This is a genomic window from Bartonella sp. TP (assembly GCF_030406085.1).
In the GTDB taxonomy this organism is placed as follows: Bacteria; Pseudomonadota; Alphaproteobacteria; order Rhizobiales; family Rhizobiaceae; genus CALTWN01.
In genome coordinates, this window is record NZ_CP129002.1 from 506,175 (window position 1) to 519,611 (window position 13,437).

Here is a 13,437-nt window from a genome sequence, read left to right on the forward strand (position 1 = left end):
GCAGGATGTATATGGTAAAATATAGCTACAGATTTGTGAAGGATTATAAATGTCAGCGCGTTTAGCAAAAGAAGACCGAAAACTATTACTACGATTATTTAGCGAAAATGTGGGCGCCAATTTAGCTTTATACCTCAAAGCCATAATCAGTATGGTGGTTATTGCGGGCACTACCGCGCTGAGCGCTTGGATGATGCGTCATATTATCAATGATTTGCTGCTGGTTCCTAAATTGAAGCATATTGTGACTGTTGCTTCTGGCGTTGTAGCGATTTTTGTTGTAAAAGGCCTGGCCAGTTATTTTCAGCTTTATTATTTAAGCCGCGCTGGCAACCGCGTTATTGCCGCTCAGCAGAGCAAAATATATGCTAAAATTGTGAATCAAGACGCTTCGTTTTTTCACAAAAATATCGGTGCAGACCTAATAATGCGCGTAACCACCAGCGCTGCGCAAGCGCGCGGGGTAATCGATTTGCTAATTTCTAGCTATATTCGCGATTTACTAACTTTGCTAGCCTTAATCGTGGTAATGATATATAGCAATTATCTGCTAAGCCTGATTGCCATAATTTTGGGCCCAGCCATCTATGGCCTGGTGCGCAAAGGGCTAGAAAAAATCCGCCAGCTGGCCGCCGATGAAATGGCCTATTTCAGCCAAATCATCCAAGTAATGCAAGAAACCACGCGAGGCATAAGGGTTATAAAGGCTTTTGGCCTAGAAAAACTAATGGTAGCGCGCATGGATGAAGCGATTCTAGCCGTAGAAAATAAATCTAATAGAATCGCCAAGCTACGTGCCCTTACCAGCCCAGTAATGGAAACCATGGCTGGCTTTACCATTGCTTTGGTTGTTGCCATAAGCGGCTATTTAGTATTGCAGAATCATGGCACGCCGGGGGATTTAATGGCCTTTATAACGGCCGTATTGCTAGCTTACGAGCCCGCAAAACGCCTGGCAAACAGTGCTGGCAATTTAACTGCGCAGCTAACTGGTGTACGCGTGATGTTTAATATATTAGACGAGCCAGTGGCCCTGGCGCAGTCGGCCAAGGCCACAGCGATTCCTATGATTACAGCAAATAGTCCCGCCATTGAGCTAAAAGCAGTAGATTTTGCCTATGGCCCTAGCTCTGCCCTGGTATTGCATGATATTAATATAAAAATTCCAAAAAACTCTCTAACCGCTATAGTTGGGCCCTCTGGCTCTGGCAAATCGACCCTTGTGAATTTATTATTACGGCTTTATGATCCTAATTCTGGTCAGATTTTAATAAATGGCCAAGATATAAAAGAAGCTAGCTTTGCTTCGTTGCGACAAAAAATAGCTTATGTTGGCCAAGATGTTTTTCTTTTTCATGGTGACATCAAATATAATATCGGCCTAGGGCGACCCCAAGCTAGTATGGCCGAAATTATCACCGCAGCAAAGCAAGCTGGCGCCCATGAATTTATTATGAACCTACCAGAGCAATATGAAACAATGCTGGTGGATAATGCCAGAAGCCTTTCGGGCGGGCAAGCACAGCGCATAGCCTTGGCGCGGGCTATATTACATCAGGGCGAGATTATATTGGTAGATGAGGCAACCTCGGCACTAGACGCTTTATCCGAGCGCCTGGTGGTACAAACCCTAAGCGAAATGGTCAAGCAACATACGGTAATAGCCATAGCTCATCGCTTTAGTACTATCGCAAAAGCCGATAATATCATCGTGCTTGATCGAGGCAGAATCGTAGAGCAAGGCACCAAAGCAGAATTGCTAGCACAAGAAGACGGCTTATTCAAGCAACTACACGCCGCACAGTTTAAAATAGCTATGGCCGAAAGCGCCTAGGGCTATTCAAGATTATAACGATAGCCAGCACCATAAACCGTTTCTACATTTTCAAAATTCTCATCAACTTGCTTAAATTTATACCGCAGGCGTTTAATAAGGCTATCTATGGCCCGGTCTTCGACATAGGGGTCGTCAGTATGAATCTCGGTAAGCAAGGCATCACGCGTTTTTACTATACCCGGCCGCCTAGCCAAAGCGCTAATCAGCGCAAATTCCAAAGTGGTTAGCGCTACCTCTTGGCCTTTCCACTTACACAAATAGCGTGCTTTGTCTAACAATAGCGCGCCACGCTGTATAATTTCATCATCAGCGGCATTTAAAACACCATTACATTTTTCTTGCTCATATTTCACCCGGCGCAACACCGCATTTATGCGCTCTAGCAATAGACGCTGGGCATAGGGCAGAGTTACCACCATATCTACACCCAATTTTAGCATCAAAACTTCATCCATCTCGTCAGTTTTGGTCGTTATAACCACCAAGGGCACTGTTGAAACGCGCCGCAATGGCCCAATAATATCCATATTAAGGTCTACCGAATCATCAAAATACACTACCATATCTATAAGCATTTCTACCAAATCTTCTAGCAATATTGCGCTATCGGTATAAGTAGAAACTTCCCATTCAACACCTTCTAATGTCATTCTTAGCGGATCTAATGCCGCGGCATTAGACCCCAATAACGCTAGATTAACCCTCTTTGCCATTCTACCCTAATCCCCAACTAGAAATCCTTTAATTAACATATTAATGCCTTAAATTTGCGAAGCTCTTAGTTTTTGTGAGGCAGATTTTAGCTGCCCACAAGCGGCAAAAATATCCTGGCCCCGCGGCGCCCTTATTGGCGAGGCATAGCCACCCCGGCTAATCACCTGCGCAAATAGCTCTATTTGCTGCGGATCTGAACATTCATAAGGACTGCCCGGCCATGGATTAAAAGGTATTAAATTAATTTTTGCTGGTATATTTTTCAGCAGATTCACCAGTTTTTTAGCATCCGCCACCGAATCATTAACATCCTTAAGCATAACATATTCAAAAGTTATACGCTTTGCATTGCTAAGCCCCGGATAATTACGACAAGCCTCTAATAATTGCGCTATCGGATATTTTTTATTTATAGGCACCAATTTATCGCGCACCTCGTCGCTTACGCCGTGCAAAGATATGGCTAGCATCACGCCAATTTCTGCCCCCGCTGGCGCTATCATCGGCACCACGCCCGAGGTAGAAAGTGTTATACGCCGGCGCGAAAGCGACAAACCATCGCCGTCACTAGCTATAAGCAAGGCTTGCTTAACATTGTCAAAATTATACAGCGGCTCGCCCATACCCATCATCACAATATTACTAATGCGCCGCCCTTGGCTAGGCACAATCGCCCCCATCGGCACACTACCCCCGGGAAAGTCGCCCAGCAACTCACGCGCCAGCAATAATTGTGCTAGAATCTCATGCGCAGTTAAATTACGCACTAGAGCCTGTGTGCCAGTATGGCAAAAACTGCAATTTAGCGTACAGCCAACCTGCGAGGAAATGCATAAAGTGCCCCGATCCTCCTGCGGGATATAGACAGTTTCAACCTCGACATGATTCTTAATACGCGGGTCCACACTGGCAAAGCGCAGCAACCATTTTCGCGTGCCATCTATTGAAAGCTGATCTTCAACAATTTCTGGATAAGTGATGGTAAAATATTCAGCCAAGCTAGAGCGCAGCTCCGCAGAGATATTAAACATTTGCGCAAAGCTGCGCGCGCCGCGCACATAAAGCCAATGCCATAATTGCGTCACACGCATTTTTATTTGACCATCAGGCACCCCCAATAGTTGTAAGTGCTCTGCTATCTGTGTACGATCTAACCCTATAAGCTCTATATTTACTTTCATAAGTTTTCGCTACATTTGCCTAGCACTTCCAGCGCTTGGCCCAAGCCCTCTAATAAATAGCTATAGCTGGTTTTGGTACCATGCGCAGATTGCGCCTCTATATTCAATATAGCGCCGGTTTTCATCTGTGCTACTAATTGCTGCTCGTCTGTATTGCGCTTAACCCAAGCGGTTTTACCACGCACATACATATGAAAATCTCGGCTTTTTTTACCTTTAGTTATAACATTTACAACAAGCTGAGTACCGGGCTTTAGATTATAGCCCGCCAGAAATTGTGGTTCAAAACCATTAGCCAATTTGGCATTAGGCCGACGGCTAACTAGAAAATAAACCTTGCCATGATGCGCGGTAACTGGCATCGCCCGTCGCGGCACAGAAAGCGCATAGCAAACATCATGGCCATGAATCTGATATTTATAGACCGCCCAATTAACAAAACCAGCAATGCGCTGTGGTTTATGCGCATTTGTCGCATAACAAGACGTCATAAAATAAGCGCCTAGAAAAAATATTATTATGGAAGTTTTTTTTGGCACAAATAGCCCTCTATCCCCTATATTTATCCGATTTGTTCCAAATTAGTATAAAAGAGTCAAGATAGATTTACAATAATTTTCTTGTTGTATTTTTAAATGTTTTAGTGCTATTAAATAGTAAAGAATTTATTAAAATTTACTCAATTTTACCCCAAAAACGTAAGGTGGGACTAGGATGCTATTTGACAAACAGATCGCGCGCAAACCGAATCATTACCCTTGGACCAAGGATTTTATTCAGGCCATGTGGGACGGATTTTGGAACGCTAGAAAATTCACCTTTAACAGCGATGTCAATGATTTTCGCATAGAGATGAACGAGCAAGAGCGCCAGATTGTTTCGCGCTGCTTGGCTGCTATAGCACAGATAGAAGTGCAGGTTAAAAAATTCTGGGCTCGGCTTGGCGACAATCTGCCCCACCCCTCTATCGACAGTATGGGCATGGTTATGGCGCATGTAGAAGAAATTCACAATGACGCTTATGAAAAGCTGCTAGATTGCCTTGGCATGTCAAATATTTTTGAAGAAAATTTGAGTGTTCCCGCGCTGAGCGGTAGATTAAAATATCTTACCAAACATAATGAAAAAATCTATGGCGATGACAAAAAACAATACATATATTCATTAATATTGTTCACACTTTTTACAGAAAATGTTAGTCTTTTTAGCCAATTTTATATAATATTATGGTTCAATAGATTTCAGAATCAGTTAAAAGATGCTGCTCAGCAGGTAAAATATACGCGTAATGAAGAGTTGTTGCACGCGCAAGTAGGGATGAGGCTCATAAACACCTTGCGCCAAGAATATCCACAATATTTCGACAAGGATTTAGAAGATAAAGTTAAAGAAGAATGTTTCGAAGCGTATAAGGCCGAATGCAAGCTAGTTGACTGGATGCTAGGCGATTATAGCAAGCCACATTTGAATAAGGATATATTAAAAACTTTTGTAGCTATGCGGCTAAATGAAAGCTTGGTTGGTGTAGGCTATGCGCCATTATTTACGATAGATAGCGAGCTAGAGACAGAAACATTTTGGATGACAGAAGGGTTGCTGGCTCCGCCTAAAGTAGATTTTTTCCATGGCGAGCCCATCACCTATACGCAAGCAGATAGCAGCGACGAAGACGATTTTTAATTATCTATTATAGAATTAAACACAAGCACTATAAGGTTAAACATGCATTACCTAGAAAATTTAAGCAAGCGAGAAGATTGGGAATGGCTTAATGAAGTTGCCCTTACCACATTATCGCGCGGATATCTAAAGCTAGATGAAGACGACACAGATATAAAGCAAGCGGCAATCAAGCGTGCAACTAGTCTAGTAGACCATGCCGAGCAAATTTTGGGGCGTAAATTGCCCAGTGTACGCCTAGGCTTGCGCCGGGGCTGGGTTTCGCCATCTTCACCTGTTTGGTCCAATTTCGGCTTGGGGCGTGGCTTGCCCATCTCTTGCAACGGCTCCTTTATGGACGACACAATGGAAGATATTTTATACGCCAATGCCGAAATCGGAATGATGACAAAACTAGGCGCTGGCACCTCGTGCTATATGGGTAAATTACGCCCACAAGGCACAAAAATATCAGGCGGAGGCAAAAGCCAGGGCCCGGTGCATTTTGCCAGATTATTGCAAGAAACCGTTTCGGTAATCTCGCAATCTAATGTAAGACGTGGCAATTGCGCCATTTGGTTAGATATCGATCATCCAGATATTAATGACTGGCTAATGATTCGTTCTATTACCGACGGCGTGCATCATCCGATTCAACATCTTTCCTTTGGCGTTTGCATTAGCGACAAATGGATGCAGGAAATGCTGGCCGAGGAAAAAGGCGGCGAAAAGCGGCTAATAATGGCCAAGCTGATTAATCGCCGCCGCGCTTGTGGCTATCCATATATCTTCTTTAGCGACACAGTTAATAGAGCACGTCCGCAAGTATTAAAAGACAAGAATATTCCTATCCATGCTTCTAATCTATGCGCAGAAATCATGCTACCTTCTGGTGTAGATGAAAGCTTTGTTTGCAATCTTTCTTCGGTAAATGTTTTATTTTTTGACGAATGGCGTGATACCAGCTTGATAGAGGAAATGATCTATTTCCTAGACGCTATCATGACAGAATATATAGACAAAACCAAAGACATGCTCTTTATGCAACGCGCCCATAAATTCGCCACCAGATGGCGTGCAATTGGGCTTGGCACTTTGGGCTATCACTCTTACCTACAAGCCAAAAACATCCCATTTGAAAGTGCGGAAGCGCGCGAAGCGAATATAGCCATTCACGAACATATCGCCCGCAAATCACACGAAGCCTCTAGTATAATGGCGCAAGAATATGGCGAGCCAGAAGGTCTAATCGGCTATGGCAAAAGACATTTATGTCTAAATGCTATTGCCCCCACCACCAGCTCTTCTATCATTTTGGGGCAAATTTCGCCCTCTATTGAACCATGGGAAGCAAATTATTTTGAAAATGATAATGCCAAAGGTGTCTTTACCCAAAAGAATCTGATTTTAGAGCAATTATTAATAGCAAAAGGCAAAAATGACAAAGCCACCTGGCTTTCTATCCTACAACGAGCCGGATCGGTGCAACATTTGGAGTTTTTAAGCTATCTTGAGAAAAAAATCTTTCGCACCTTTATAGAAATTGACCCGTTTGAAATCCTAAAACAAGCCGCTGACCGGCAAAAATACATCGATCAAGGCCAGTCGCTTAACATTAAAATTTCGCCAAATGAAACCAAAAAGCATAATTTTGAGTTAATAAAGCAAGCATGGCAAAGTGGTATCAAATCTCTTTACTACCACAAAGGTCTGAATGCAGCACAGGAGCTAGCCCGCGGCAATCTCTGTATTGAATGCGAAGCTTAATTAAAATTTACAATAGAGGGATGTAGAATGTATATTATTCACAGTAAACCGGGCTGCCCCTGGTGCGACAGAGCAAAAGAACTGTTGCGCAAGCATAATATTGAATATAAAGAACAAAGCTATAAAACCCCAGCCGAAGTAGCATTATTTAAATCCAACGGCTATAAGACTTTTCCGCAAGTATTTGACGATAATGGCAAGCATATTGGCGGATTTGAAGCTTTGCAAGAGCATCTTAGCCCCGATGATTTTTAAAAACCACGCTCATCATCGCCTCACCATTGCGCTTTAGCCAGTCTTGATATTCTTGCCATTGTGGGCACAGCAAAGCGCAAGTTTGCCAAAATAACTCGCTATGATTCATATGGCGCAAATGCGCTACCTCGTGGGCTATTAAATAGCGCACTATAGGCTCTGGCGCCATCATAATACGCCAGCTAAACGATAAATTGCCCAAGCTACTAGCCGAGCCCCAGCGCGACCGCGTATCTTTAAAACGAACGCGCTTGAAGCTAACGCCTAATTGCTCGCTATATTCATAAATAATAGGCAGCATGATTCGGGCAGCTTGACTGTGATAGAAATCCTGCAAGCGGCGCGGCAAATGCTCCGGCTGGCCGGGTACGTAAATCTCACCAGCACATAAATGGCACAAGCCCCGGCCACCAATATGCACTATTTTATATGGTGCACCCAGATAATATATTATCTTGTCGGGGCCTACTATATTACCCATTTTCTTCAACAATATCGCCAATAATCTGCGTGAGTTTCTGCAAATCACTTATTCCAGACAAACGATGGTCCCCATCTTTTAACAGCGAAAGACTAACATCACAGCCGACCAATCTATGTAGCAAAGCCAGGCTATGCTCTGGCGGCACTACGTTATCTTGCTGGCCTTGCAGGATATAAATTGGCGAATTAATCTCTATTAGCCCATCTAATAAATGATGTTGCTGAGCATCGTCAATAAATTTTTGCGAAAAAGGCACCTTCTCTTCGCCAAAATAAACAACGCCCTGTTCTACAAGCTCACTTTGCTGCTGCTGTGTAAATTTATCGCGCCATAAAATGCTAGTAAAATCCGGCGCCGGAGCCAAAAGCACCAAGGCTTCTGGAGCCTGGCCTATTTTTTGCAACGCCAAACTAGCCAGCAGAGCCAACCAACCACCGCAAGAAGAACCAACCAAAATCATTGGCTTGTCATTATATAATTTATAAATATGCAACACTTCGCTAAGCCAGTCACTTAGCGTGGCCTGCAGAAATTCTTGCCCACCAACAGCAGAAAGACCCACCCCGCTATAGTCAAAACGAATAATACCCAAATTCTTCTGCGCACAAAATTGGCTCAGAAAACTCGCCTTAGTACCACTCATATCTGCCAAATAACCCGGCAACCACAGTAAATTATGCGTGGCCCCCTGGGGCCTGGCAACATCTACCGCTATAGTGCGCCCATCAACAATAATTTTTTCTATCATAACAGCGCTTCCCTATATTGTTTTATTAAAATATAGTTGCTATATATCATAGAATTGAATGATCATAGCACAAAGGAGATATACCATTCGCCGACCAAGTAGTAAAGCTGCAACCGTAAAAAAAGACGGGCCAAACGCAAATCGTGATATTCTAGCAGAGCAAATACAACTGATAGATGTGTCGGGGCAAAATCTAGGGGTAGTGAATACACGCACTGCCATTGCCATGGCAGAAGAAGCCGGGCTAGATTTGGTAGAAATTGTACCAACAGCCACGCCCCCAGTTTGTAAAATAACCGATCTGGGCAAGCTAAAATATCAAACGCAGAAAAAAGCAGCTCTAGCGCGTAAGAATCAGAAAACGGTTGAGGTAAAAGAAATAAAGCTAAGGCCAAATATCGACACCCATGATTATGATGTAAAATTGCGAGCAATCATACGCTTTTTAAGCGAAGGGGATAAGGTCAAGGTTACAATGCGCTTTCGTGGCCGCGAGTTAGCCCACCAGGATTTAGGCGAAAAATTGCTAAACCGCATAATCGAAGATGTGGGTGAAAACTGCAAAATAGAATTTGCCCCCAAAATGGAAGGTCGGCAAATGATAATGATCTTGGCGCCAAAATAATACTTGCAAAATTAGCCTAATTATATTAAAGCTTATACATCACATAGCCGTCGGGCAGGGCATGCCTTGATCGGCTATCTAGCTTAAACTTTCATGAAGATGGAGAGCGAAATGCCCAAAATGAAAACGAAATCATCCGCAAAAAAGCGGTTTAAGATCACGGCAACGGGCCTGGTTAAAGCCGCCGCCGCTGGCAAACGCCATGGCATGATCAAAAGAAGCAATAAATTCATCAGGGATGCGCGCGGCACTATGGTGCTAAGCCCCGTAGATGCGAAGAAAATTACGCATAATTATTTACCAAACGGTTTGTAGAATTTTGGAGCTATATCATGGCAAGAGTTAAACGCGGCGTAACGTCGCACGCAAAACACAAAAAAGTTTTAAAACAAGCTGCTGGCTTTTATGGCCGACGCAAAAATACCATACGCGCAGCAAAAGCAGCCGTAGATAGAGCCAAGCAATATGCCTATCGCGATAGAAAAAATAGAAAACGTACATTCCGTGCTCTATGGATTCAGCGCATCAACGCGGCATGCCGCGAGCATGGCCTGAGCTATGGTCGCTTTATCGATGGTTTAATCAAAGCTGGTATCGAGGTAGATCGCAAGCTACTTTCGCAATTGGCGATAGAAGAACCAGCAAGCTTTACAGCTTTGGTTAATAAATCCCGCGAAGCTCTAGCCTATCTAAAAGAGATAGATGAGTCTGCTTATAATGCGGTGGCGGCTTAAACCCTACTCAGCAATATTATGAGATAGGGCTATGGACAATATAAACGACCTAAAGACGCAATTGCTTAACCGCATAGAAGCTTGTAGCGAGCTTGCACAAGTAGAGCAACAAAAAATTGAGCTTTTAGGTCGCCAGGGCCAGGTTTCCAATTTGTTGAAACAACTGGGGCAAATGAGCCCGGCAGAGCGCCAGATTAACGGCCCAGTATTGAATGATTTAAAGAATCAGATAAATGCTGCGCTTGAAGCAAAGATGGCCTGGTTCAAAAATCAAGCAAAGCAAGAGCTCTTGGCCGCACAGCGAGTAGATATTAGCCTGCCAATGCCGCCATTGCCTCTTACACAGGGCCGACTGCATCCTTTAACCAAAGTTATGGAAGAAGTGAATGCTATCTTCAGCAAAATGGGCTTTGACATCGCCGCTGGCAATGATATCGAAACGGATTATTACAATTTCACAGCGCTGAATTTTCCGCGGAATCATCCTGCACGTACAATGCATGACACGTTTTTTCTAAAAACCAAGGACGCAAAGGGTAACCATAAATTATTGCGCACCCATACTTCGCCAGTACAAATTCACGCTATGCAATGCATGGAGCCGCCGTTGCGCATTATAATTCCTGGCAAGACTTACCGCATGGATTATGACGCCACCCACGCCCCGATGTTTCACCAGCTAGAAGGGTTGGTTATCGATAAACAAGCGAATATGGCAAATCTACGCTGGGTATTAGAGGAATTCTGCAAGCAATTTTTTGAAAGCCCAAACATCAAAATGCGCTTTCGTCCCTCTTTTTTCCCCTTTACCGAACCCTCAATGGAGGTTGATATTAGCTGCACAAATGTCAACAATGGCCAGTGGCTAGAGATTCTTGGCTGCGGCATGGTGCACCCAAATGTGCTGCACAATGGCGGTCCAGCTTTTAGTAATTGCCAAGGCTTTGCGTGGGGCGTGGGCATTGAGCGCCTGGCCATGCTAAAATACGGCATTAGCGATTTACGCGCCTTTTTTGAAGCAGATGTCGAATGGCTTAAGCATTATGGCTTCACAGCACAAGGTAAAATAGCATGAAGTTTACCCTTTCTTGGCTTAAAGAGCATTTAGAAACCGACCATAGAATTGAGCAGATTGCAGAAGCACTCACCCAGCTTGGGCTAGAGGTAGAGAGCATTGATGACAAAGCCTATCTAGCACCCTTAAAAATCGCGCAGATAATCGAAGCCGCTCCGCATCCTAATGCCGATAAGCTGCAATTGCTGCAAGTAGATATTGGCGAGGGCAATCCCTTAAAAATCGTTTGCGGTGCAGCAAATGCTAGGGTGGGCCTTTGTGGCGTCTTGGCGCCGATCGGCACTTATTTACCGCATTTAGGGCTAACTATTCAACTTAGCAAAATTCGCGGCGAAACTAGCCATGGCATGATGTGCTCTGCCGCAGAGCTTGGCTTGCCAAATGACAATGGCGGTATTTTAGAACTGCCAGCAGATGCGCCAATCGGCGAATCTTACGCGAATTATGCCAAATTAAACGACCCGGTAATAGAAATCTCCGTAACGCCGAATCGGTCCGATTGTACAAGCGTCCACGGCATAGCACGCGATTTGGCTGCTTTTGGCCTCGGCAAGTTAAAAGAACTAGCAAACCAGGCGATACCGGACTCTATTCAACAGCGGCTAAATGCGGCTGGCATAAAACCACAAAATAACATTCAAGATTGCTGCAATTATATCGCCCTCGATATCGGTGTACCAATAATAGCATTAAATGCCAATAAATTAAATGGCGATGTTGAGTCTGTTGAGCTCCAAGACGAAGAAGATTTTAACGCGCCAAACGGAAAAACTTATAAATTACCGCCCAAAACTGTGGTGCTTAAGAGCAAAGACGGCATCGAAGCCGTCGGCGGTGTTACCGCTTCTATAAAACATGTTTTTGAACCAACTATGAACAATATATTACTCTGGAGCGAAGACTGGAACCAAGAACCAGTAGCAATAGCGGGGCGGTTATTAGGCATAAATAATGAGCAACGCTATCGCGCAGAGCGTGGCATCGATGGCGAGTTAATCCCCTATGCCTTTCAACAAGCACAACAAATTCTAGGCTGGCAAAGCAAAGAATTAGGGGGACCAAAAAACTCAACCCCCTTCTCAATTCCTTTTGACCCCGATTTAGTAAAACGTTTAACGAGCATAGAAATAGCACACGAAACAATGTATGATATTCTACAAAAGCTCGGCTGCGCCAGAGAAGGCAAGCTTATAACAATCCCTAGCTGGCGCCATGACCTTCACCAACCCGTCGATTTAGTAGAAGAAATTATACGCATCCATGGCCTGGGCAAGCTAGAACCACAGCCCCTACCTCCGGCACAGCCGCGAAAAGAAGGCCAGCCCCCTGTGGTTTTTGCCAAGCATTTGGACCTTAGCCGCCTGGTTAAACATGGTCTAGCCGCCTGCGGCTTTAGCGAAATCCTCTCCTGGTCCTTCATTAGCCATGAGCAAGCAAAAGCTTTTGGCGGCGGGGCAGAAGAGCTGCAATTGCTCAACCCCATCGCCGCAAATATGAGCGACATGCGGCCTTCATTACTGCCCGGCCTTATAAACACCGCAGTTAATAGCGCTGCCCGTGGGCAAAAAGATGTGGCTTTATTTGAACTTTCGCATATTTACAAAAACACAAGCGAAAATGGGCAAGAATTATCTGTGGCTGCCTTGCGGCAAAATCAAGCAAAATTCGGCCAGCAAGCTAGGCATTGGCGCGGCAATGCTGGATTTGTTGATATTTTTGACGCTAAGCAGGACGCTATAAGCATTTTGGATCTTGCTGGCATCAATATAGATAAATTGAGTTTTGAACCCGAAGCGCCAAGTTTTTACCATCCAGGGCGCAGCGGTTTAATAAAATTAGGCCCCAATGTACTAGGCCATTTTGGTGAGTTGCATCCGGATATTTGCGAACTCTTTGCGGTTAAAAACGCTCTTGTCATGTTTGAACTAGATTTAGAAACTATAGCAAAGCTAGCCAGCAATAAAAAAAATACCGCCTATACACCGCAATTACAGCAAAATATCTATCGTGATCTTGCCTTTGTGGTAGAAGAGAGCGTAGAAGCGGCAAAATTGCAAAAAGCGGCCGCAAATGCCGATAAATTAATTACCAAAATTAATGTTTTTGATGTTTTTACGGGCTCGCCAATCGAACCAGGCATGAAGTCTGTTGGACTAGAGCTAAAAATTAGCCCAGCCCAGCCGCTAGCTGCTGCACAGATTGAAGCTATCTGTAGCAAGGTAATAGAAGCCATATATAAACAAACTGGCGCGCAATTACGCTCATGACTAAAAAAAAGGCTGCACCCGGAGTTAAAGAGTGCAGCAATTTAAAGTGATAAGAGAGTTAAAATGTTAAAAATAAACATTTGAAATATAG

Annotated in this window: 13 protein-coding genes and 1 pseudogene; 9 read left to right on the forward strand and 5 right to left on the reverse strand. The window is 44.1% G+C overall.

Annotated features, from left to right (window positions below):
• Positions 1-49: 49 nt before the first annotated feature.
• Positions 50-1,834, forward strand: a complete 1,785-nt coding sequence (locus QVL57_RS02495) for an ABC transporter ATP-binding protein (RefSeq protein ID WP_290077246.1) — start codon at positions 50-52, stop codon at positions 1,832-1,834.
• Between the two features lie 2 nt (positions 1,835-1,836).
• Here the strand turns inward: QVL57_RS02495 and QVL57_RS02500 are convergent, their stop codons facing one another.
• The 3 genes and pseudogenes from QVL57_RS02500 to QVL57_RS02510 all read right to left on the reverse strand — a co-directional run bounded on the left by QVL57_RS02500 (position 1,837) and on the right by QVL57_RS02510 (position 4,223).
• On the reverse strand, positions 1,837-2,550 hold the full coding sequence (locus QVL57_RS02500) for a response regulator transcription factor (RefSeq protein ID WP_290077248.1): 714 nt from the start codon (positions 2,548-2,550) through the stop codon (positions 1,837-1,839).
• Between the two features lie 48 nt (positions 2,551-2,598).
• Positions 2,599-3,714 (reverse strand): annotated as a pseudogene (gene rlmN / locus QVL57_RS02505) (23S rRNA (adenine(2503)-C(2))-methyltransferase RlmN); the annotation flags it as partial.
• A 14-nt stretch (positions 3,715-3,728) separates the two neighbouring features.
• The gene (locus QVL57_RS02510) at positions 3,729-4,223 is read right to left on the reverse strand and encodes a hypothetical protein (RefSeq protein WP_290077249.1); all 495 of its coding nucleotides are present in this window, start codon (positions 4,221-4,223) and stop codon (positions 3,729-3,731) included.
• A gap of 223 nt (positions 4,224-4,446) precedes the next feature.
• Between QVL57_RS02510 and QVL57_RS02515 the strand changes: the two genes are divergently transcribed.
• Genes QVL57_RS02515 through QVL57_RS02525 form a run of 3 tightly spaced genes read left to right on the forward strand, consistent with a single transcriptional unit; the run spans position 4,447 to position 7,413 of the window.
• Positions 4,447-5,412, forward strand: coding sequence for a ribonucleotide-diphosphate reductase subunit beta (locus QVL57_RS02515; RefSeq protein ID WP_290077251.1), 966 nt, complete (start codon positions 4,447-4,449; stop codon positions 5,410-5,412).
• Between the two features lie 42 nt (positions 5,413-5,454).
• Positions 5,455-7,158, forward strand: coding sequence for a ribonucleoside-diphosphate reductase subunit alpha (locus tag QVL57_RS02520; protein WP_290077253.1), 1,704 nt, complete (start codon positions 5,455-5,457; stop codon positions 7,156-7,158).
• 27 nt (positions 7,159-7,185) lie between these two features.
• Entirely contained in the window at positions 7,186-7,413 is a 228-nt protein-coding gene (locus tag QVL57_RS02525) for a glutaredoxin domain-containing protein (RefSeq protein WP_290077255.1), read from the forward strand.
• On the opposite strand, the gene QVL57_RS02530 is transcribed toward QVL57_RS02525, so the two are convergent.
• Entirely contained in the window at positions 7,394-7,894 is a 501-nt protein-coding gene (locus tag QVL57_RS02530) for a SprT family zinc-dependent metalloprotease (protein WP_290077256.1), read from the reverse strand. The genes QVL57_RS02525 and QVL57_RS02530 overlap by 20 nt on opposite strands.
• Positions 7,887-8,645: an alpha/beta hydrolase gene (locus QVL57_RS02535; RefSeq protein WP_290077257.1), complete on the reverse strand. Its 759-nt coding sequence runs from the start codon at positions 8,643-8,645 to the stop codon at positions 7,887-7,889. The genes QVL57_RS02530 and QVL57_RS02535 overlap by 8 nt, the downstream gene beginning before the upstream one ends.
• A gap of 58 nt (positions 8,646-8,703) precedes the next feature.
• Between QVL57_RS02535 and infC the strand changes: the two genes are divergently transcribed.
• The 5 genes from infC to ytpR all read left to right on the forward strand — a co-directional run bounded on the left by infC (position 8,704) and on the right by ytpR (position 13,346).
• Positions 8,704-9,270, forward strand: coding sequence for a translation initiation factor IF-3 (gene infC / locus QVL57_RS02540; RefSeq protein ID WP_290077259.1), 567 nt, complete (start codon positions 8,704-8,706; stop codon positions 9,268-9,270).
• Between the two features lie 111 nt (positions 9,271-9,381).
• Entirely contained in the window at positions 9,382-9,585 is a 204-nt protein-coding gene (gene rpmI / locus QVL57_RS02545; protein ID WP_290077260.1) for a 50S ribosomal protein L35, read from the forward strand.
• Positions 9,586-9,602: 17 nt separating this feature from the next.
• Positions 9,603-10,004 carry a 50S ribosomal protein L20 gene (rplT, locus tag QVL57_RS02550; RefSeq protein WP_290077262.1) on the forward strand — a complete coding sequence of 134 codons (402 nt, stop codon included), beginning with the start codon at positions 9,603-9,605 and terminating at the stop codon, positions 10,002-10,004.
• A gap of 31 nt (positions 10,005-10,035) precedes the next feature.
• On the forward strand, positions 10,036-11,079 hold the full coding sequence (gene pheS, locus QVL57_RS02555; protein WP_290077264.1) for a phenylalanine--tRNA ligase subunit alpha: 1,044 nt from the start codon (positions 10,036-10,038) through the stop codon (positions 11,077-11,079).
• Complete coding sequence (gene ytpR, locus QVL57_RS02560; RefSeq protein ID WP_290077265.1) at positions 11,076-13,346, forward strand: YtpR family tRNA-binding protein; 2,271 nt, start codon at positions 11,076-11,078, stop codon at positions 13,344-13,346. Before pheS ends, ytpR begins: the two co-directional genes overlap by 4 nt.
• Positions 13,347-13,437 lie beyond the last annotated feature (91 nt).

Excerpts from the sequence above, each read along its gene's own strand:
- pheS (WP_290077264.1), top strand. The coding sequence starts at position 10,036 with ATGGACAATATAAACGACCTAAAGACGCAATTGCTTAACCGCATAGAA.
- ytpR (WP_290077265.1), top strand. The coding sequence starts at position 11,076 with ATGAAGTTTACCCTTTCTTGGCTTAAAGAGCATTTAGAAACCGACCAT.
- QVL57_RS02525 (WP_290077255.1), top strand. The coding sequence starts at position 7,186 with ATGTATATTATTCACAGTAAACCGGGCTGCCCCTGGTGCGACAGAGCA.
- QVL57_RS02520 (WP_290077253.1), top strand. The coding sequence starts at position 5,455 with ATGCATTACCTAGAAAATTTAAGCAAGCGAGAAGATTGGGAATGGCTT.
- QVL57_RS02500 (WP_290077248.1), bottom strand. The coding sequence starts at position 2,550 with ATGGCAAAGAGGGTTAATCTAGCGTTATTGGGGTCTAATGCCGCGGCA.
- QVL57_RS02530 (WP_290077256.1), bottom strand. The coding sequence starts at position 7,894 with ATGGGTAATATAGTAGGCCCCGACAAGATAATATATTATCTGGGTGCA.
- rpmI (WP_290077260.1), top strand. The coding sequence starts at position 9,382 with ATGCCCAAAATGAAAACGAAATCATCCGCAAAAAAGCGGTTTAAGATC.
- rplT (WP_290077262.1), top strand. The coding sequence starts at position 9,603 with ATGGCAAGAGTTAAACGCGGCGTAACGTCGCACGCAAAACACAAAAAA.
- QVL57_RS02510 (WP_290077249.1), bottom strand. The coding sequence starts at position 4,223 with ATGACGTCTTGTTATGCGACAAATGCGCATAAACCACAGCGCATTGCT.
- infC (WP_290077259.1), top strand. The coding sequence starts at position 8,704 with ATGATCATAGCACAAAGGAGATATACCATTCGCCGACCAAGTAGTAAA.
- QVL57_RS02495 (WP_290077246.1), top strand. The coding sequence starts at position 50 with ATGTCAGCGCGTTTAGCAAAAGAAGACCGAAAACTATTACTACGATTA.
- QVL57_RS02535 (WP_290077257.1), bottom strand. The coding sequence starts at position 8,645 with ATGATAGAAAAAATTATTGTTGATGGGCGCACTATAGCGGTAGATGTT.
- QVL57_RS02515 (WP_290077251.1), top strand. The coding sequence starts at position 4,447 with ATGCTATTTGACAAACAGATCGCGCGCAAACCGAATCATTACCCTTGG.